This is a genomic window from Sporocytophaga sp., assembly GCF_017745095.1.
GTDB lineage: Bacteria > Bacteroidota > Bacteroidia > Cytophagales > Cytophagaceae > Sporocytophaga.
Map to the genome: position 1 here is coordinate 181,809 of NZ_JAGHZZ010000009.1, position 20,957 is coordinate 202,765.

Here is a 20,957-nt window from a genome sequence, read left to right on the forward strand (position 1 = left end):
GAAAGGCGTCGAATAGGCGCCTTTCTTTTTTTGTTTTACTTTAAAATCAAAACAATTTTTTACAGATTAGCATTTATATTGATCAATCGAAAATTCTTCATCAATGAAACTGAATTTAAAAGGAGCAGAAAAAATAGACTTTGCAGGAATTCTGACAGAGCTGGGTTTAAAAAATATCAATCCAGCCTTTAGTACAGGAAAGCTGGATGCTGGGAAAGGTAAAAGGAATATAAAGGAGATATTTTCACCTGTAGATGGTGGCGCAATTTCCAAAGTATATTTCGCAAATGATGAAGATTATGATCACGTAATTGTAACAGCACAAAAGGCTTTTGAAGAATGGAGACAGTGGCCTGCTCCGAAAAGAGGCGAGATTGTAAGACAGATAGGAAACAGACTTCGTGAACATAAAGATGCTTTGGGCAAGCTTGTTACCTGGGAAACCGGTAAAATAATGCAGGAAGGTTGGGGAGAAGTGCAGGAGATGATTGATATCTGTGACCTGGCAGTAGGTTTATCCAGACAACTTCAAGGATTTACAATGCATTCGGAACGTCCGGAACACAGAATGTATGATCAGTACCATCCTCTTGGATTGGTAGGAATTATTTCAGCATTTAATTTTCCAGTAGCTGTTTGGTCCTGGAATGCTATGCTGGCAGCAGTCTGTGGAGACGTATGCATTTGGAAACCTTCCGAAAAGACTCCACTCACAGCAGTAGCCTGTCAGAACATTATAAAACAGGTACTTAAAGAAAATCAGGTTCCTGAAGGTGTGTTTAGTTATATCATAGGTGGTGCAGAGATTGGAGTGAAACTATCTGAAGATACAAGGATTCCTCTTATTTCAGCTACCGGCTCTACTAGAATGGGTAAAAAGGTTGGAGAAAAGGTTGGGGCAAGACTTGGTAAATCATTGCTGGAGCTTGGTGGAAATAATGCGATCATTGTTACTGAGAAAGCAGACCTGGATCTGGCAATCAGAGCAATTGTATTTGGAGCAGTTGGAACTTGTGGCCAGAGATGTACAACAACAAGAAGAATAATCGTACATGAGAATGTATATGATGTTGTTAAAAAGAGATTGAAAAAGATTTATAATGACCTGCCAATTGGTAATCCTTTTAAGCAGGGAATTTTAGTAGGGCCGCTGATTGATAAGGCAGCAACAGAAAATTACCTTGCAGCACTTAAAAGAGCAGTAAAAGAAGGCGGGAAGCTCGTAACAGGAGGAACTGTTATTGAGAGCAAGGAATTCCATACTGGCACTTATGTAAATCCTGCGTTGGTAGAGGCGAAGAATGAATTTTCAACTGTTCAGGAAGAAACGTTTGCCCCTATACTATATATGATTAAATATTCAGGGCCAGTAACAGAAGCGATAAGAATCCAGAATGATGTGAAGCAAGGATTGTCTTCATCAATTTTTTCAAATGATATCAGAGAAACTGAAACATTTCTTTCACATTTTGGTTCTGACTGTGGTATCGCCAACGTGAATATAGGAACCTCCGGCGCAGAAATTGGCGGAGCATTTGGAGGAGAGAAGGAGACAGGAGGAGGGAGAGAATCAGGTTCAGATGCGTGGAAAGTTTATATGCGAAGACAAACCAATACAATCAATTTTAGCTCAAAACTACCTCTGGCTCAAGGGATCAAGTTTGATTTATAGGTATCTGAGTAAAATTATTCTTTTGAAGTGTCCATTTTGTTTTTAATTTAGCGAGATATTTAAAAAAGTTAAGATTTTTTATGGCTTCCAATGGAAAGAAGTATTACGCTGTAATGCTTGTTGATGACAACGAAATCGATAATCTAATCAATCAGAAGATGATTGAAGCCGCTAATATCTGCGAGCACATTTTCGTACATTCGGGAGCAAAAAGCGCAATAGAGTTTTTGAAGAATATTGAAAAGCTCGCAAAAGGCCCGCTGGATCTTTACCTTCCTGAAATCATTTTTCTGGATATTGACATGCCTTTGATGGATGGTTTTCAATTTCTGGATGAATTCGAAAAATTGAGCGACAGTATTAAGGCTCACAGCAAGGTGATCATGCTAACTTCCTCTCTGAATCCACAGGATATGAATAAGGCGAAGAAAAATCAATATGTCTTAAAATATATCAATAAACCTTTAACTCAGGAGAATCTAAAAAAACTTTAGATTCTCTTAAGTTAATCTGTTTATAAAGTCCTCGTCCAGCTTCAGATATTTCAATGGTGAGAAATACGGAGGGTTGATGGCTTTGATTTTTTGTATGTATCCCTGGATCTTTCCTGATTTGCTCTTCTTTACATCATTCAATGATGTCTTTAATATTTTTGTAAATAACAGGATATGTACACAGTTCCCTTTACCCAATAATCTTACTTGGCGCTGTATACTGTTTACTAGCTGATTAAATAAATCATAATCTTTCATCAGGCAATATTGTAAAGCAAGGAAAAGCTTTATCTCTAGTTGCGTATATGGATACCTTTTCAGACTCAGGTCATTCAGCATGTTATTTACATACTTCGCCGCTTCATCATATTTGTCTCCATAGTAACAAGAAATAGCACGGTATAGCACATAGATGATATACTGAGGAACATTGTTCTTGTCGATATCAAAATCTTCGAAAATGGATTTATTTTCTTCATATAATAAATTCTCATTTTCCAGACGCATATGTCTTTCCAGTTTTGTCAGAAGAAACTGGGGAGTAAAAGTATACAGGTTGTAATTAGAAATAAAGATAGCCGCAGTCTCATTTACCTCTTCGTAATATTTTTCCGCTTTTCTATAAACCGCAACATTGGTATAGTATTCAAGCTTCAAATATTCAAAAACCAGTTTTAAATGATAATAAATCGGATCAAGGTAATAAGAATCAAAGATCGTCTGAACCTTGTCAAAAATATCTTCAATTGGGTCTTGCTGGCCTTCAGAATTTATGCTCTTTTCTACAAATAACCAATGGTAGATGTTCAGGCAAGACATGTAAATATAAAGACGGTGGGACTGATAAAGATTGGAAACATTCTCCAGTTCTTTTTTCAATAGTGTTAGTCCCAGTTTTTCAGTCTCGTCGTAAGTAAGGAAATATATCCCTAGTTTCTTAAAATACTCAGCAAGCAGATCTTCGGCCTTGTCAACCGCAAGCATGTAGGCAACGTGCCTGTTGTACAGCTGAGAATAGTTAAATTGGTCAGGGCTATTGATCTGAAGTTTCTTCAGAGTCTTGTAAATGATCGTCAACTCGTTTGAAAGGTCATAATCGAGCAATTCTTTTTCGAGCTTTCTTAATGTCGCAAGCGCAATCGCCTTCTTTTTGGTAAAAACTATTTCATTGATTGTGGCTACTTTTTTCAAAAGGGTAGTCCTTGGACTTTCCATCTGATGAAGCAGGTATTCCTCAATTTTCTGATTAAGTCTGGAGCGTAAAGTGTAATATGCATTGGTATTAACATCCAACTCCTCCATAATTTTTGTGTCAGATAATTGCTTTTCCCTCATAAATTTGAGGAGATAAGCAGACTTTTCTGCATTACTTTCAATCAAGGAATCATAAATAGAATTATAATCCTTGGGTGAAAGTTGTTTTATAATATTCTTGAGCTTTGACATTTGATTTTCCTGGGGAATAAGGATGTTATCACGCTTAAACTTGTCAAATCTACTAAAAAAAACATCGACTGGAAAGAGAAAAACCTTTAAAAGTTACATTTTTAAGGTTGAAGCAGAAAGTTCCGCGAAGAATGTAATTTTTAGAAAATGAAATAATGGAAATTAAAGTAAGAAAACACGGTGAAAATGAGTTATGTAAGATTGGTGTAATGGACCTTTTATCAAATAATCTCATAAAAATATTAACGTACAATAATTTAGATATTATTTTTTTATACGCTTAAAAATGGAAAAAGGTAAACAACGTCTGAAATTTTAATTTCAAATTTATCCTAAAATGTCACTTTTTTTAAAGCCGGAAAAGGGAAATTTAATTGGGCAATTATAAAAATAGTAATAATTCAGTGTGCAAAAATATCTAAGTTTGAGGTTATAGTAAAAAACAAAAGCCCTTGAAGTTCAAGGGCTTTTTGTGGAGAATACCGGATTCGAACCGGTGGCCTCTTGCATGCCATGCAAGCGCTCTAGCCAGCTGAGCTAATCCCCCGTTGGCGATGCAAATATATTAAAAAGGCAGAATAAAAAAGAAATCTTTAGTTTAATATCCTGACCGCTTTCACAAACCGTGGATGATAATAATCGGAATAAAGATCATCTTCAATAACTCCCATTTTGGTTGTTGAATGAATGAATTTAACACTGTTGCACTTTACCTCTGTAACAAGGCCGACATGGTTTATTTTATTTCCACCTTTATTATCGCTAAAGAATAGAAGATCGCCTTCTTTGACTTCTCCTATTTTTACAGGCTTACCATATTCACTTTGGGCAGTTGAGGTTCTGGGCAGGGTAATCTCAATTGTTTTGTAGGAATTGCAAACCAGACCTGAGCAATCAATACCTGATTTTGTGGTTCCTCCATACTTATAGTGAGTGCCAAGATATGATCTGGCCGAAGTGATTACCTGTTGAGCCTTGTCTTCACTGACCTTATCTGTTTTTATTACCTTAGTATTCGGATGACTACTTTTCCCGGATGTATTTTGCTTCGATGACTTACAGGAAACCATCGCAGCAACAAAAATCGTTGAGAATAAGATTGGGTTAACTACTGATTTGATAACTTTGAAGAAATGCATACCAAAGTTTTTGTAAATTTAATATATTAAAATAAAGGGCTACAATGAATACGCAAACGATTACGGAAAATTTTATTGATGAGTTGATAAAAATAGCTGGTGCTGAGTTTGTGTTCACAGATACTGAATCTTTGGAAAAGTATGGTCAGGATGAGACAGAAGATCTTGTTTTTCTTCCTCATGTAGTTGTGAAGCCGGCAAATCCGCAGGAAATCAGCTTGGTAATCAAACTGGCCAATCAGTATAAAATACCTGTTACACCCAGAGGTGCAGGTACGGGCCTGAGTGGTGGTGCATTGCCAGTTGAAAAGGGTATTCTCCTTTCTACGGAAAGACTTAATAAAATTATTTCCATAGATGAGAAAAATTTTCAGGCTACTGTAGAAACTGGTGTAGTGACTCAGCTTTTCCAGGAAGCAGTAATTGCTAAAGGATTGTTTTATCCTCCTGATCCATCAAGCAGAGGAAGTTGTTTCATTGGTGGCAACCTTGCAGAGTCTTCTGGTGGGCCGAAAGCAGTAAAATATGGCGTTACTAAAGATTATGTATTGAACCTTGAAGTTGTTTTGCCTACTGGGGAAATTATCTGGACCGGCGCTAACGTGTTGAAAAATGCAACCGGATATAACCTCACTCAACTCATGATTGGAAGTGAAGGTACTCTTGGTATTATCACTAAAGTTGTATTCAGACTTATTCCTCATCCTCCTAAAGATATTGTAATGCTTATTCCTTTCAAATCTGCCGAGCAGGCTTGTGAAGCTGTCAACACAATATTGCATACTGGTGTGAGACCTTCCGCACTTGAGTTCATGGAAAGAGATGCTATTGAATGGAGTGCCGGATATCTTAATTTAGACTTTGATCTTCCAAAAGATGTCGAAGCACATCTTCTTGTGGAGGTGGATGGAAATGATCTTGATTTGCTTTCTCGTGATGCTGAAAAAATTTATGAGGCTGTAAGTGGCTTTGACATTTATGAGCCGTTGTTTGCGGATTCTGCACAACAAAAGGAAGACTTATGGAAAATCAGAAGAAATGTTGGTCATGCAGTAAAGTCAAATTCAATATATAAAGAAGAAGATACTGTTGTTCCCAGAGCTGAGTTGCCTGCGCTTATTAAAGAAATTAAAAGGATTTCCAATAAATATAATTTTAAGTCTGTTTGCTACGGGCATGCCGGTGACGGCAATCTTCATGTAAACATTGTAAGAGGAAATCTGAGTGAAAAAGAATGGAATGAAAATATTCAGGAAGGTATTAAAGAATTATTCAGATATACAGTTGCGGTCGGTGGTACAATCTCTGGAGAACATGGCATTGGCTATGTTCAGCGTCCTTATATTGAAATAGCAATCGGAGAAAAGCAGCTGGAGCTGATGAGACAGATCAAAAAAGCTTTTGATCCTAATGGAATTTTAAATCCGAATAAAATTTTTTAAGTCAAAGGAAATACCTTAAATGTGCGGAATAACAGGAATATTTGCCTATAACCAGATCGGAAGCCTTTACATGATCAATCTTGTAAAGGCAATGAACAAGCTTGAAAACAGAGGTCCTGACTGGAGAGGCAGTTATATAGATGATAATTTTGGTCTTGGCCACAGAAGGTTATCTATTATAGATACTAGCAGAAACGGCGATCAGCCTATGAAAGATGAATCCGGAAGATATATCTTAGTTTATAATGGAGAGATTTTTAATTATCAGGAGTTGAAGACAGGACTTATAAATAAAGGTGTTTCTTTTAATTCCAATTCCGATACTGAAGTTTTACTGAAGCTTTTGATTCATGAAGGGCCTGGTTGTCTGCAAAAGCTTATCGGTTTTTTCTCTTTTGCGCTGCTTGATTTAGAAGAAAATTCAATACTGTTGGCAAGAGACAGGTTTGGAGTCAAGCCTTTATACTACTATGAGGATGATGATAAATTTCTGTTTGCTTCGGAGTTAAAGTCCTTACTGGCCTATAACATTGAACGACATGTAGATAATACTGCTGTGCTGCAATATCTGCAATTCGGTTTTATTTCAGCACCTCATTCAATTATTAAAGGTGTTAAAAAGCTTGAGCCCGGGACTTATTTGAATGTAAAGAAGAGAGATGTAAAGCTTACCAGATATTATGACCTATCTGAAAAATCAATACCAATTACAGATTCTTATGATACAGCAAAGCAAAAGATTATCGAATTGCTTGATGATTCTGTGAAGAAAAGGATGATCTCTGATGTGCCTCTGGGAGCATTTCTGAGTGGAGGGATAGACTCTTCCGTCATAGTAGCATTGGCAAGCAATCATAACAAATATCTGAATACCTTCTCAATTGGCTTTAAGGATGAGCCATTTTTTGACGAAACGAAGTATGCAAAACTTGTCGCAGATAAATTCCAGACAAACCATACCGTATTTACATTATCCAATGAAGACCTGTTAGAAGAGGTTTATAATGTATTGGATTATATAGATGAGCCATTCTCTGATTCATCGGTGCTCCCATTTTATATTTTGAGCAAACGTACATCCAAGAAAATGAAAGTTGCTTTGTCAGGAGATGGTGGGGATGAGGTGTTTGGTGGATATAATAAACATCTTGCTGACTATAAAATTAGGCAAGGAGGTTTTCTCATGAATGCTGCTACTGCTTTATTGCCATTGCTTAAGCAACTACCATCTTCCAGGAATTCTCCATTTTATAATAAAGTTCGTCAGGCCATTAAGCTTGCAGAAGGGGCAAGGCTGAAAGACGCAGACAGATATTTACTTTGGTGTTCACTAAACAATGCCAAGACATTGCACGAAATATTTACTGAAAACTTTTGGACCCAGGCAGGAGTTGGGGAGTTGGAGCAGAGAAATAAATATTATCAGAGGTTTTTCAAAGGAAAGCCAGATATCAACCAGGTCCTTTTATCAGATATAAATTTTGTACTTCCAAACGATATGCTGTTCAAAGCAGATATGATGTCTATGGCCAATAGTCTGGAAGTCAGAACTCCATTTCTGGATCATCGTTTGGTTGAATATGTGAATGGTTTACCCTCATCCTTTAAGATCGGCGAATCTATGCAAAAAAGAATTTTGCAGGATGCCTTCAAGGATGTTTTACCTAAAGAGCTTTATCGCAGACCAAAGCAAGGTTTTGATGTTCCGATGATGAAGTGGTTCAGATTTGAGTTGCGCCCATTGATCAAAGAACAACTGCTTGAAGACGAATTTATTAGAGAGCAAGGAATTTTTTCTCCTGAGTATATCAATGGAATAAAAGAGCAGCTGTTTGGAGGGAAAGCCATAGATCAGGACAAAGTCTGGAATTTACTGGTTTTCCAGTACTGGTATAGAAAATACATTTTCAGAAATAATTAATTAATTTACTATTTTTGACGATAGTTTAATTTAAATAGTAGCTTTTGGTATTACCAAAGGTCAGAATATAAATATTTTAAAACAGGAGAGGGACTTTTGGCGTAAGGTTGAAAGTTTCGATATTTTAAAAATGAAAAAAGCTTTAATTACTGGAATTACAGGTCAGGATGGTGCATATCTGGCAGAACTTCTTCTTAAAAAAGGTTATGAAGTTCATGGAATAAAGAGAAGGACATCTCTTTTTAATACAGACAGAATAGATCACCTTTACATGGATCCCCATGAAAAGAATGTTAATCTGAAGCTTCATTACGGTGATTTAACAGATTCCACTAATATTATCAGAATTATCCAGGAAGTACAACCTGACGAGATTTACAATCTTGGTGCGATGTCACACGTGAAAGTCAGTTTTGAAACCCCTGAATATACTGCAAATGTTGATGGTTTGGGCACGTTGAGAATACTGGAAGCAGTTCGTTTGCTTGGTCTTACAGAGAAAACTAAAATATATCAGGCTTCTACTTCTGAGCTTTACGGTTTGGTACAAGAAGTTCCTCAAAGTGAAAAAACTCCTTTCTATCCAAGATCTCCATATGCTGTTGCTAAAATGTATGGTTACTGGATCACTGTAAACTACAGAGAAGCTTATAATATGTTCGCGGTAAACGGTATACTGTTTAACCACGAATCGCCGCTAAGAGGTGAAACTTTTGTAACAAGAAAAATTACTAGAGGTGTTGCGCGTATAGCGCTTGGCCTTCAGGATAAACTTTATCTTGGTAACCTGGATGCTAAAAGAGACTGGGGACATGCAAAAGACTATGTAGAGGCAATGTGGCTGATGCTTCAGCAAACTAAACCTGAAGACTTTGTAATTGCTACCGGTATTACAACTACAGTAAGAGACTTTGTAATCCTTGCATTTAAAGAAGTGGGTATAGAACTTGAGTTCAAAGGCAAAGGAGTTAAAGAAGTTGCGAAGGTAAAATCCTGCTCTAATAAAGCGTTTCAGTTGAAAAAGGGAACAGAGGTTTTAGCAGTTGATCCAATGTATTTCAGACCTACTGAAGTTGAGTTATTAATTGGAAATCCAACCAAAGCTAAGAAAAAGCTTAAATGGAAACCGCAATATAATTTGAAGTCCCTGGTAAAAGAAATGGTAAAGTCAGATGTTGAACTATTCAAGAGAGACGAGTATCTAAAACAAGGCGGACACAAGATTCTGAATTATTTCGAATAGTATGCAAAAGGACAGTAAAATTTTTGTTGCGGGGTCCAGGGGAATGGTAGGTTCTGCCATTGTGAGGAAATTGCAAAAGGAGGGATTTACCAATCTGATCCTTAAAACCTCAAAGGAGTTGGATCTGAGAGATCAGAAACAGGTTCAGGATTTCTTTGAAAAGGAAAAGCCGGAATATGTATTTCTTGCTGCAGCCAAAGTAGGAGGAATATTGGCTAACAATACTTACCGTGCAGATTTTATTTATGAAAACCTGATGATACAGAATAATGTAATTCATCAGGCTTATGTGAATAAGGTGAAAAAGCTGATGTTCCTGGGTTCTTCATGTATTTATCCAAAACTGGCGCCGCAGCCTTTAAAGGAAGAGAGTCTTTTAACAGGCTTGCTTGAATACACCAACGAACCATATGCAATTGCCAAAATTGCAGGTATCAAGATGTGCGAAGCATACAGAGACCAGTATGGATGCAATTTCATTTCTGTAATGCCAACAAACCTTTATGGTCCTAATGACAATTATGACCTTAAGAATTCTCACGTATTGCCTGCACTGATCAGAAAGTTTCACACTGCAAAAAAAGAAGCTCAAAAGACAGTTGAGATATGGGGAACCGGTTCTCCGAAGAGAGAGTTCCTGCATGTAGATGATCTTGCAGATGCATGCTTTTTCTTGATGCAGAACTATAATGAGAAAGGATTTCTTAATGTTGGTGTAGGAGATGACATCACAATAAAAGATCTTGCGCTACTTGTGAAAAAGATTGTTGGTTTCGAGGGAGAGTTGGTTTTTGATACTTCTAAGCCAGATGGAACACCAAGAAAATTAATGGATGTTGGTTGCCTCAACGGTTTGGGTTGGAAGGCGAGAATTCCTCTTGAAGAAGGAATTGCTTCTGTATACAGTGAGGTCAAATCAATATTGTAAATAATAGGAACGCTGTCTGTGGCTTATGATTAATGAACGCAGACAGCGTTTATCTTTTATTATTTTTTTGTGTAATAAAATAAATCCACCTCAGAGTTATAAAAATGGACTTCATCCCTTTCCTTGATTTAAGCAGGCAATATCAAAAAATAAAGCAAGAGCTGCTTAAGGCAAGTGAAGAGGTTTTTGAAGCTTCAACATTCTCACTAGGTCCAAGTGTTGAAAAATTCGAGGAACAATTTGCTTCTTTTTGTCATGTAAAACATGCTGTCGGCGTCGATAACGGAACTTCAGCAATCGTTCTAGCTTTGAAAGCCTCTGGAATCAAAGAAAAGGATGAAGTCATAGTTCCGGCTAATTCATTTATTGCTACTGCCGCTGCTGTTTCTCACATTGGGGCATTACCTGTATTTGCTGACTGCACAACTGATACCTGGCAGATAAGTCCGGAGGATGTGATGAGAAAAGTTACTTCAAAGACAAAAGCTATTATCGGCGTACATCTTTATGGAATGCCATTCGATATTGAATGCATTCGAAAAATTGCAGAAGAAAACAAACTGGTGCTTATAGAAGATTGTGCTCAGGCTCAAGGTGCAACATACAACGGAATTTCTGTAGGAAACTTTGGTAAAGCAGGTACCTTTAGTTTTTATCCGGTAAAAAATCTTGGAGCATATGGTGAAGCCGGGGCTATAGTCACGAACGATGATGAGGTTTCTGAAAGAATGAAGAGACTAAGAAATCATGGCAGTATAGAAAAATATGTCCATGATGAAATAGGCTTTAACATGAGGATAGATGCACTTCAGGCAGCATTTTTATCAGTAAAATTAAAGCACCTGAATGAATGGAATCTAAGAAGAAGAGAGATTGCTGAATTTTATAAAGTTGCAATCATTAATCCTAAGCTTTCGTTTCAACATGTTCCTGAGAAGTGCCATTCAGTATATCATTTGTTTGTAGCGACTACTGAGGATAGAGATGGTTTTCGGGATTACCTAAATCATCATAAAATAGGGAGTGGCCTTCACTATCCAATACCTTGTCACCTTCAAAAAGCATATGCATCATTGAACTACTCAAAAGGAGATCTTCCAAATTCCGAATATCTTTCAGAGCATTGTCTTTCATTGCCAATGTTCCCTGAGTTAAGGCAGTCTGAGATGGAATATATTGTTGAGGTAATAAATAAATATTGAGATTCTTTTCTCAGAAAGGCAGTAGATGCTTCTTTCCTGCCTTAATCATTCTTTCGATCATATCAACAACCTGCATTCCTTCTTCTGCTGTCGTGGTAGCGCGGCTTCTGCCTTTTAAAGTATCCACCACATTTTCTATAATGAAATGATGGTTCGCAGCAGAACCTTTGTAATACCCATAATCATTTGGTGGATTGGATGGGGCAAGCTCAGGCATTGTATAATCTTTAATATTGCAGTAAACGACTTCATTCATATATTGTCCACCTACCTTTATGGTTCCTTTTTCACCGATTATGGTAATACTGCTTTCAAGGTTTTTGTCATAAACAGAAGTGGTAAAATTGAAAGAACCTGTTCCTTCTTCTACAAAGTCAAAGTTGATATATCCTGAGTCTTCGAATTCTGTAAGGCCGTTGTGAGAAAAATTGTGAAAAGTTGAACGGATATTTTTGATGTCTCCGAAAAGCCAGAACATCATATCTATAAAATGAGAAAACTGTGTGAATAGTGTACCCCCGTCAAGCTTCTTGGTGCCTTTCCAGGTATGTTTATGGTAATAGCGTTCATCCCTGTTCCAGAAGCAATTGATCTGCACCATGTATATTTTACCAAGGCGTTTTTCTTCCATGATATTTTTCAACCATACAGACGGCGGGCTATATCTATTCTGCATAACACAGAATACCTGCTTGTTCATTCTCCTGCTTTCTTCAATCACTTCACGGCACTTTTCTGAAGAAATGTCCATAGGCTTTTCTATGACTACAGATTTATTTGCCTGCAGTGCGATTATTGCCTGATCTGCGTGAAGAGCATTGGGAGTGCAGATATTAATTACGCGGGATTCCGGATGATTTTTTAAAAGGGTATTGATAGAATTATAAAAAGGAAGGTGGATAAAGCCGGCCAGATCTAAATTTTCTTTAGGTTTTATATCACAAAGTGCGACAACTTCAGCCTCAGGATGTTGCTTAATCATTGCAGCATGTCTTTTACCAATATGACCGCAACCTATGATTGCAAATTTTATCGTTTCTTCCTTCACTATAATATTAACTAATTCTCTTTACTGTACTGTTTTTTAACTCGTATTGTTGTCCACTCTCTTTGCAAACAGCAATTCCGGCTTCATTAAACTGTAATTTATGCCCGTATTCGCTCATCCAGCCCTTATGTCTGCCAGGGTTTCCTGTAATTAGGGCAAATGGTTGAACTGATTTTGTCACAACCGTGCCTGCTCCAATAAAGGCAAATTCTCCGATGGTGATTCCGCAAATAATTGTAGCGTTGGCGCCAATTGTAGCCCCCTTTTTAACGAGTGTTTTTTTATACTCACTTTTTCTGACAATCGCACTTCTCGGATTTATTACGTTGGTAAAAACCATTGAAGGACCGAGAAAGACATCATCTTCACATTCGACACCTGTATATACGGAGACGTTATTCTGAATTTTAACATTATTACCCAGAATGGTCCCTGGTGATATAACAACGTTTTGTCCCAGTGAACAATTGTCCCCGATTTTGGAATTAGGCATAATATGACAGAAATGCCAGATTTTGGTGCCTTCTCCTATGGTACAACCAGGATCTACTACTGCGGTTTCATGTACAAAATAATTCTCAGGCATAAAAATTAGGCTTTGAAGAAAGCCAGTAATTTATTCGCAATATAAGATAATTCTTCGGGATTAAGATCCGGATGCATGGGGAGAGAAAGTACCTCTTCTGCCAGCAGTTCGGCTACCGGAAAATCTCCTTTTTTATATCCTAAATATTCATAAGCTTTCTGAAGGTGAAGTGGGACTGGATAATAAATCATTGAAGGAATGCCATTTTCTTCAAGAAATTTCTTGAGGTCGTTTCTTTTTTTCTTAATTCTAAGGGTATATTGATGAAAAACATGGCTATTCCCTGAAGAAATAACTGGAGTGACAATTTCTTCAATGACAGCAAATTTTTCATTATAAAATTCCGCGACTTTTTGTCTTTTTGAAATATCTTCAACAAGATATTTTAATTTGACAGATAAAACTGCCGCCTGAATTGTATCCAACCTGGAATTTACCCCGACTATTTCGTGCTGATATTTCTGCGCCTGACCATGATTGGCTATCATTTTAATTTTTTGAGCCAGAGTATTGTCAGAAGTGAAAATAGCTCCACCATCACCGAAGCATCCTAAAACTTTGGATGGAAAAAAAGAAGTCGTACTTATATCACCAACTGAACCGGCATTGACTTTTTGTTGCTTTAAAATGTGCTCAGATCCAAGGGACTGGGCATTGTCTTCAATAATTTTGATTCCTGTTTTTTCAGTAAGTTTTTTAATAGATTCCATGTCACAGGCTTGACCAAATAAATGGACAGGAATAACAGCCTTGGTTTGTGCAGTGATTAAGGGTGGAATTTTTAGCGGATCTATGTTAAAGGAAGTTGGATCAGAATCTATCAATACCGGCTTTAATTTTAATAATGCTGCTGCTTCAAGAGGTGCGACATAGCTGAAGGCCGGGATAATAATTTCAGCGTTTTCCTGTAAGTCGCAAGCCATTAAAGCGATCTGAAGTGCATCAGTTCCATTTCCACAACTGATGCAGAAAGGAATATTTATAAATTTGGAAAGTTCAGATTCAAAAGATCTTACCTGAGGTCCTTGAATAAAATGAGTAGAAGAAATGACTCGTCCCAGTTCATTATCTATTTCAGTTTTATATCGGAAATATTGTTTTTCCAGATCAACCAGCTTTATTTGCATTCCTTGTTTTTTTACTCAATAATTTAAAAAGTTCTTCCTTCCTTTGAAGGAGAGATTATTAAAATGTAAATTTAAATAAAAGACTTAAAACCGCGTCTTTTAGAATGAAGGTCCCCAAAAATATTAAAATATAAATATCCTTAAAATAGCGTTTTTATAGCGGAATGATTAAAAAGGGACGTAGAAATAAACTGAAAATCATTTCTAAGCGTAAAAATCCATTATTTGAATAGATTTCATGAGTGAAATAGAAAATTTAGAAAGAATTGAATATGAAATAAAACCCGCCGGAAATCTTTCGTTAAACCTTAGTGAACTTTGGCAATATAAAGAACTCTTTTATTTTTTTACCTGGAGGGATATTAAAGTAAAGTATAAACAGACTTACCTGGGAGTAGCCTGGGTTGTGTTGCAACCTTTTATTACAATGGTGGTATTTTCAGTTTTCTTTGGAAAATTGCTTAAAGTACCTTCAATGGGGTTGCCATATCCTGTATTTGTATTTTCCGGACTGATGTTCTGGAATATTTTCTCCAGCGGACTTACCAATTCAGGTGATAGTATGGTTTCAAATGCGAATATTATTAAGAAGATTTATTTCCCAAGACTCATAATTCCTGTATCTGCATTGCTTGTATCCGTGTTTGATTTTGTTTTTACATTTATTCTTTTTATAGGGCTAGCGTTGATTGTAGGATTCTCAATTCCATTAAGGTTTTTTGTTTTTCTTCCATTAGGACTTTCGTTAACTATTTTAACCACTTTTGGATTAGGTACTTTGCTTTCAGCCTTGAATGTAAAATATAGAGATTTTCGCTATACCATACCATTTATAATTCAGCTTACATTATTTCTCACACCAGTGATATACCCTGTTTCTATTATTAAGTCAAATTGGGCTAAATATTTTTTCGCCTTAAATCCAATGACAGGAGCGATAAATTTGAGCAGAGCAGGTCTTACAAGTACTTCAGTAGATATCATACCTCTTTTGATAAGCGGAGGCTCTGCCTTAATTATAGCGGTCCTGGGTATTTTGATTTTCAAAAAAACAGAAGCTTACTTTGCTGATTTGGCCTGATAATTATGAAACCAATACTTGAAGTAAAAAATATTTCGAAAAAATACCGGATTAATAAGGAAGGAGCAGGGTACCTATCGTTGCGAGATACTATAACGGACTTATTTACCGGTAAGAAGACAAGTAAAAAAGAGGACTTCTGGGCATTGAAGGATCTTTCATTTGATATATATCCAGGCGATAGTATAGGAATTATCGGAAGAAATGGAGCCGGGAAGTCTACATTATTAAAGATCCTATCTAAGATCACATCTCCCACGGAAGGAAAAATTATATCCAGAGGAAGAATTTCAAGTCTGTTAGAAGTCGGTACAGGCTTTCATCCAGAATTGACAGGTAGAGAGAATATTTTTTTAAACGGATCTATTCTCGGACTAAAGAAGAGTGAGATAGTCAAGCAAATTGATTCGATAATAGATTTCAGTGGAGTAGAAAAGTTTCTTGAAACTCAGCTTAAACACTATAGCAGCGGAATGCAGTTAAGACTGGCATTTGCTGTCGCTGCGCATCTTGAACCGGAAATATTAATAATAGATGAGGTGCTGGCAGTGGGCGATGCAGAGTTTCAGAAAAAATGCATAGGAAAGATGGGGGAGATAAGTAAAAGTGGAAGAACTATTTTATTTGTCAGTCATCAATTGGGGATAGTTTCTCAACTATGCAAGAGAGCCATATTGCTTAATAATGGCGCATTGGTTCAGGATAATACCCCTGCTTCTGTTATTGATTTTTATATTAATAATCATCAAAGTAAAGAGGATCAATACATCAGTGAAAATTCCTCGAAAGAAATTTATATAAGGTCAGCCAGAACATTGAATGAAAAAAACGAGCAGACCAACTCATTCGTTTTCGACCAGAAAATTCTGATTGAAATTATTATCAAAAATTCATCAGTTGCAAGAGGTGTTAAACTTTCCTGTACAATTCAAAGCAAGACCGGAGAATATTTAACAACATTGATTGAAGATTTGGAAAAATTTGAAAATCTTGGTGAAGATATTTATAAAATAAAAATTGAATATCCGGCAAAAATAATTGCACCAAATAGTTATGCATTCAGAATTGCTTTGTTTTTTCCACATGGCAAAGTCTATGACCTGGTTGAAATGATATGCCCGATTAAAATTCAGGATAACGGATCAAATATGGCTCTGTTTGAAGGCGTCGATTACGGAAATTTTATTCTCGACTATAAAGTGGTGAATTAATGGAATTGTATCTGAAGAAGCTTTATTATCGATTTAGATATTTTTTTGACAGCAAATTGCTTAAGATGAAGAATTATTTCTTGAATGGGAATATCAATGTAGAGGATGGGGCGAATGTAAATTTTATGGACATAATGATTTACGATGCAAGGAAGAGAAATTTAAATGTTCAAATAGGAAAGGATTCTATAATTCATTGCGACATCGTTTTATATAAGCATGATTCTAAGGTTACAATTGGTGATAGAGTATTTATAGGAGAGGGGACAAAAATTTATTGTTACGATTCTGTTGAAATCAAAGATGATGTCATGATATCTTGGGGCTGCACAATAATTGATACGAATGCACATTCAATATCTTTTGAAGAAAGAAAAAATGATGTGGTAGCCTGGAAAAAAGGATATCAGTTTAAAGACTGGTCAAATGTGAAGTTTGGTAAAATAGTAATAGAGAGAAATTGTTGGATTGGTTTCAATTCAATAGTAATGAAAGGAGTGCACTTAGATGAGAATGTTATAGTTGGAGCTGGAAGTGTGGTAACAAAGAGCTTTAGCAAAAACTTGATTGTTGGAGGCAATCCAGCGCAGGTGGTAAAACAGGTTGAGTAAAAGAAAAATATGGAACTTAGAAAGTTTATTCCTTCTTTTTTGAGGACGCTTAGAATTCGGACGAAATGGTTTATAAAAAATTATAATTCCATATTTTATAATAGCTTGTTATTTACCCCTGAGCAACTTCAGGGAAATGTCACATTCTTTGCAGATGGATTAATTACTAGTAATAATTGTGACTTTATTAATGAAGAAAAATTTGCTAAGGCATATCAACACGCAAAAGCTACCAATCCATGGCCAAATTTCACCTTGCAATGGAGGGTTTACGTAGTTTGTTGGTTTGCTAGTTTAGCAAAAAATCTCGAAGGAGATTTTGTGGAATGTGGGGTAAATACTGGAGCATATGCTCGAGCAATTGTAGATTATTTGAATTTTGAAGAATTGGATAAAAAGTTTTACCTTTTTGATACGTATGAAGGTTTGGTAGAGTCAATGGTGTCGGAGGAGGAAAAGAATGCAGGAATAGCTTCTTATATAGGACAGTATGATAATGTTTATGAAAGGGTGTTAAAGACCTTTGCCCCGTTTAAAAATGTTGAGATAATTAAGGGAATTGTTCCTCATAGTTTATCAAAAGTTGAAACAGGAACTATCTGTTATCTGAGCATTGACATGAATTGCGCTGAGCCGGAAATTGCTGCGGCAAGATTTTATTGGGATAAAATTGTAAGAGGTGGAGTTGTTATTCTTGATGATTATGGCTTTCCGAAACATATTGAACAAAAGAAAGCCTTTGACAAATTTGCAAAGGAGAAAGATGTACAAATTCTATCTCTGCCTACTGGACAGGGTATAATCATAAAGAAGTAAGTAATATGAAGGTCTTAATTATTGGTAGTTGTGGATTTATAGGAAGGCATTTAACTGAGCACTATTTGAAGAGAGACTATGAGGTTTTTGGCATTGATTTAATTGATAATGTTAATCCTTCATATAAATATTTTAAGGTACTTCCAAATGCCATTCCCTATGAAAAGATACTAAAGTCTGTTCAACCGGATTACTGCTTTTTTGCTGCGGGAAATGCTAACATCAATTTCTCATTAGAAAATCCACAGGCAGATTTAGAAGCAAATACACTAAAGGTTTCGATAATTCTTAATGCAATAAAAAATGTAGGACTCAAAACGGTGTTTGTGAATTTTTCCAGTGCAGCAGTTTACGGCAATCCAGCTTCATTACCAGTTTCGGAAAAGACTGAAATTGCTCCATTGTCTCCTTACGGATGGCATAAATATATGGGAGAGCTTGTTTGCAAGGAGTACTCACAAATATTTGGAATTTCTACTTTCAGTATAAGGCCCTTCTCTGTTTATGGACCTGGGCAGGCAAAATTACTTCTTTGGGACATATATCAAAAGAGTCGAACTGGAAGAGTGCATCTTTATGGAACGGGCAAGGAGTCGAGGGATTTTATATTTATAGAAGACCTGTTGGATGCTGTGGATCTTATTATAGCAAAAGGAAACAAGAATGGTGAAGCTTATAACATAGCTAATGGTAAAGAATATACCATAGATTGGATTGCTTCCTATTTTCTTGGGTTGGCTGATTATAAAGGTGAAATTTTATTTACCCAACAGGTCAGGGAAGGCGATCCATTAAACTGGAGGGCGGATATTAATAAAATTAAAGAACTTGGCTATTTTCAGAAAATAAGCATAGAAAGTGGTTTATCAATTTATTTGCAATGGTTAAAAGAAAACATGTAGGCTTATTTTTAGAAAGCTACAACAACCTTCCGGCCATGGTTATTTATATATTAAACATAGTCAGGACCTTCACTCTGATAGAAGACAGTAGAAAGCCAGTGTTGATAATTCTGCATAGGGCGGACAGCCCTATTGAGGAATTGAAGCAAATAGGATATCCCTATATTGAATTTTATCAGTCAAAAAATACCATACCAAATTTGTTTCAACGCGGAATTAATAAGATTTCAAGAGAGCTTGTCAAAAGAAATTTAATTAATCTCTCCGATAAAAAATTTCCGAATAACCTCGATTGTATTTTTCCCTATTCAGAAAAGACTGAATGTGATTATATAAAACATAAAATTATTTGGAAACCGGATTTTCAAGAATTCCATTACCCAATATATTTTTCTCCCAGAGACCTTGAATATGATACGTTGTATCTAAATAGAATTTCTAAACTCAGGATCGATATGGTTCTGAGTAGTTATGATTCAAAGAGAGATTATGAAAGGTTTTATCCTTCTCATCTTAATAATTTAAAGGTCTTAAATTTTACGTCTTTTTTGCCCGCTTTTCATCATATTGATATTAAGTTTTTACTTAATACTTACAATCTAAAAAAGCCATATTACCTAGTTGCGAATCAGTTTTGGCCTCATAAAAACCATATTAATGTCCTTAAAGCTATGGCCATTCTGAAAAGGCAACGACAGAATTTACCTTTTCAAATGGTCTTTACTGGAAAGACTTCCAGTACAAGAGATAAGGACTTGAAGTTAAAACTAGATTATTTTATTAAATTAAATAATCTAGAAGAGGATATTGTATATACAGGTTTTATAAAGAGAGAGGAGCAGCTTTGTTTAATGAAGAATTCAATTTCGGTAGTACAACCATCTTTGTTCGAAGGGTGGAGCACTGTTATAGAAGATGTCAAGGCGCTAAATCACAGAGTTATTGCCACGAATATAAGTGTGAATAAAGAGCAAATATCAGAGAATGTGTATTTCTTTGATCCATTTAATTATGAAGTTCTTGCTTCAATTTTGCTTGATGTGTATAATAATCCAAAACCAATTGAAGTAAGGGATTATTCTGCAGAGATATTTAAATTTAAAGAAGCCCTTGAGAAAGTGTTTGAAGTATGATTTTATTTTCAATTGTTATATGTAGTTATAATCCTGATGCACGTCTTCTGGAAAAATGTGTTAATGCTTGTTTAAATCAATTAGCCTCTGATGTCGAATATGAGATTATATTGGTGGATAACAATTCTACCGAGAGCTTAAAAAAAAATCTGGTTGTGAAGAATTTTTTGGAGAAAGACCAAAGATTTAAAGTAATTGAAGAGAAGCGTCAAGGTCTTATTTATGCACGCATAGCCGGATTTAATGAAAGTAAAGGATCATTCATAATTTTCGCCGACGACGACAATGTTCTGGCTTTAGATTACATACAGAATTTGAAAGTTATAAGTAAGAATATCCCATGGGTGGGAATATGGGGGGCAGGGGATATTGAAGTTAATTTTATAGATGGTGTCCCGACCTGGATTGAAAAATATTTTCAAGATATGTTCCAATACAGGAAACTAAAATATTTGCAATATGGATGTGTAAAAGGGTGGCCTGATTATTATCCCGTTGGATCTGGGATCTCTGTGAGAAAAGATATATTTGAAGAATATTTAAAAAGATTTGAATTGGGAATGGTTACGGCAATAGGACGAAGTAAAGATAGCTTGTCAAGTGCTGAGGATTCTCAAATAGTTTGGGCTGCGATGCTTTCTGGTATTGCCTCAGGAACCTCTCCGGATCTTCGTTTGACACACATTATTCCTAAGAAAAGAACATCACGGAAATATTTAACTGACTTAAATTTCAATATATCAAGATCCTATTACAAGGCTTTATTTGAGATGTTTCCAGGAGAAATAAAATCGTATGCGCAACATACTATTTCATTTAGATTAGGATTTGTTTTGAAGCAATTAATTAAAGCAGGTTTTAAACCATTGTTGTTTTATAGGTTTTTCACAATTAGAAATAGCTGGAACAAGGGGCTGAGAGAAACTTTAGCCAAATAGAACCTATCACGTGACAA

19 protein-coding genes and 1 tRNA gene are annotated in these 20,957 nt (G+C 36.0%); 14 read left to right on the forward strand and 6 right to left on the reverse strand.

Annotation, left to right across the window (positions count from 1 at the left end; genetic code table 11):
* The first annotated feature begins 103 nt into the window (after positions 1-103).
* Both J7604_RS15590 and J7604_RS15595 read left to right on the forward strand, forming a co-directional pair.
* Positions 104-1,672 (forward strand): aldehyde dehydrogenase family protein, encoded by a 1,569-nt coding sequence (locus J7604_RS15590; RefSeq protein ID WP_293897315.1) that lies wholly within the window; start codon positions 104-106, stop codon positions 1,670-1,672.
* Between the two features lie 80 nt (positions 1,673-1,752).
* Entirely contained in the window at positions 1,753-2,166 is a 414-nt protein-coding gene (locus J7604_RS15595) for a response regulator (protein ID WP_028981213.1), read from the forward strand.
* 6 nt (positions 2,167-2,172) lie between these two features.
* Here the strand turns inward: J7604_RS15595 and J7604_RS15600 are convergent, their stop codons facing one another.
* From J7604_RS15600 to J7604_RS15610, 3 genes are all read right to left on the reverse strand, one after another.
* Positions 2,173-3,612 carry a hypothetical protein gene (locus tag J7604_RS15600; RefSeq protein WP_293897318.1) on the reverse strand — a complete coding sequence of 480 codons (1,440 nt, stop codon included), beginning with the start codon at positions 3,610-3,612 and terminating at the stop codon, positions 2,173-2,175.
* Positions 3,613-4,085: 473 nt separating this feature from the next.
* Positions 4,086-4,159, reverse strand: a tRNA-Ala gene (locus J7604_RS15605).
* Positions 4,160-4,205: 46 nt separating this feature from the next.
* Positions 4,206-4,751 carry a C40 family peptidase gene (locus J7604_RS15610; protein WP_293897320.1) on the reverse strand — a complete coding sequence of 182 codons (546 nt, stop codon included), beginning with the start codon at positions 4,749-4,751 and terminating at the stop codon, positions 4,206-4,208.
* A gap of 44 nt (positions 4,752-4,795) precedes the next feature.
* On the opposite strand from J7604_RS15610, the gene J7604_RS15615 reads away from it, so the two are divergent.
* From J7604_RS15615 to J7604_RS15635, 5 genes are all read left to right on the forward strand, one after another.
* Complete coding sequence (locus J7604_RS15615) at positions 4,796-6,193, forward strand: FAD-linked oxidase C-terminal domain-containing protein (protein WP_293897322.1); 1,398 nt, start codon at positions 4,796-4,798, stop codon at positions 6,191-6,193.
* Positions 6,194-6,212: 19 nt separating this feature from the next.
* On the forward strand, positions 6,213-8,114 hold the full coding sequence (asnB, locus tag J7604_RS15620) for an asparagine synthase (glutamine-hydrolyzing) (protein WP_293897324.1): 1,902 nt from the start codon (positions 6,213-6,215) through the stop codon (positions 8,112-8,114).
* Between the two features lie 130 nt (positions 8,115-8,244).
* Positions 8,245-9,357: a GDP-mannose 4,6-dehydratase gene (gmd, locus tag J7604_RS15625; RefSeq protein ID WP_028981218.1), complete on the forward strand. Its 1,113-nt coding sequence runs from the start codon at positions 8,245-8,247 to the stop codon at positions 9,355-9,357.
* A 1-nt stretch (position 9,358) separates the two neighbouring features.
* Positions 9,359-10,285, forward strand: coding sequence for a GDP-L-fucose synthase (locus J7604_RS15630; RefSeq protein WP_293897328.1), 927 nt, complete (start codon positions 9,359-9,361; stop codon positions 10,283-10,285).
* Between the two features lie 104 nt (positions 10,286-10,389).
* Entirely contained in the window at positions 10,390-11,487 is a 1,098-nt protein-coding gene (locus tag J7604_RS15635; RefSeq protein WP_293897330.1) for a DegT/DnrJ/EryC1/StrS aminotransferase family protein, read from the forward strand.
* 10 nt (positions 11,488-11,497) lie between these two features.
* Here J7604_RS15635 and J7604_RS15640 read toward each other — a convergent pair whose 3' ends face one another.
* From J7604_RS15640 to J7604_RS15650, 3 genes are read right to left on the reverse strand one after another with little or no spacing between them, the layout of a single operon-like run.
* Positions 11,498-12,535 (reverse strand): Gfo/Idh/MocA family oxidoreductase, encoded by a 1,038-nt coding sequence (locus tag J7604_RS15640; protein ID WP_293897332.1) that lies wholly within the window; start codon positions 12,533-12,535, stop codon positions 11,498-11,500.
* Between the two features lie 7 nt (positions 12,536-12,542).
* Complete coding sequence (locus J7604_RS15645) at positions 12,543-13,121, reverse strand: acyltransferase (protein WP_293897334.1); 579 nt, start codon at positions 13,119-13,121, stop codon at positions 12,543-12,545.
* Positions 13,122-13,126: 5 nt separating this feature from the next.
* Positions 13,127-14,248: a DegT/DnrJ/EryC1/StrS aminotransferase family protein gene (locus J7604_RS15650; RefSeq protein WP_293897336.1), complete on the reverse strand. Its 1,122-nt coding sequence runs from the start codon at positions 14,246-14,248 to the stop codon at positions 13,127-13,129.
* Between the two features lie 238 nt (positions 14,249-14,486).
* Between J7604_RS15650 and J7604_RS15655 the strand changes: the two genes are divergently transcribed.
* The 7 genes from J7604_RS15655 (at position 14,487) to J7604_RS15685 (ending at position 20,940) form a co-directional block, all read left to right on the forward strand.
* Positions 14,487-15,329: an ABC transporter permease gene (locus J7604_RS15655; protein WP_293897338.1), complete on the forward strand. Its 843-nt coding sequence runs from the start codon at positions 14,487-14,489 to the stop codon at positions 15,327-15,329.
* Positions 15,330-15,334: 5 nt separating this feature from the next.
* Entirely contained in the window at positions 15,335-16,540 is a 1,206-nt protein-coding gene (locus J7604_RS15660; protein ID WP_293897340.1) for an ABC transporter ATP-binding protein, read from the forward strand.
* A 65-nt stretch (positions 16,541-16,605) separates the two neighbouring features.
* A complete protein-coding gene (locus J7604_RS15665) occupies positions 16,606-17,151 on the forward strand; it encodes a DapH/DapD/GlmU-related protein (protein ID WP_293897342.1) in 546 nt (181 codons plus the stop codon).
* 9 nt (positions 17,152-17,160) lie between these two features.
* Positions 17,161-17,967: a TylF/MycF/NovP-related O-methyltransferase gene (locus tag J7604_RS15670; RefSeq protein ID WP_293897344.1), complete on the forward strand. Its 807-nt coding sequence runs from the start codon at positions 17,161-17,163 to the stop codon at positions 17,965-17,967.
* Positions 17,968-17,972: 5 nt separating this feature from the next.
* Positions 17,973-18,869, forward strand: a complete 897-nt coding sequence (locus J7604_RS15675; RefSeq protein ID WP_293897346.1) for an NAD(P)-dependent oxidoreductase — start codon at positions 17,973-17,975, stop codon at positions 18,867-18,869.
* Positions 18,848-20,002, forward strand: a complete 1,155-nt coding sequence (locus tag J7604_RS15680; RefSeq protein WP_293897348.1) for a glycosyltransferase — start codon at positions 18,848-18,850, stop codon at positions 20,000-20,002. Before J7604_RS15675 ends, J7604_RS15680 begins: the two co-directional genes overlap by 22 nt.
* Positions 19,999-20,940 carry a glycosyltransferase family 2 protein gene (locus J7604_RS15685; protein ID WP_293897350.1) on the forward strand — a complete coding sequence of 314 codons (942 nt, stop codon included), beginning with the start codon at positions 19,999-20,001 and terminating at the stop codon, positions 20,938-20,940. Before J7604_RS15680 ends, J7604_RS15685 begins: the two co-directional genes overlap by 4 nt.
* Positions 20,941-20,957 lie beyond the last annotated feature (17 nt).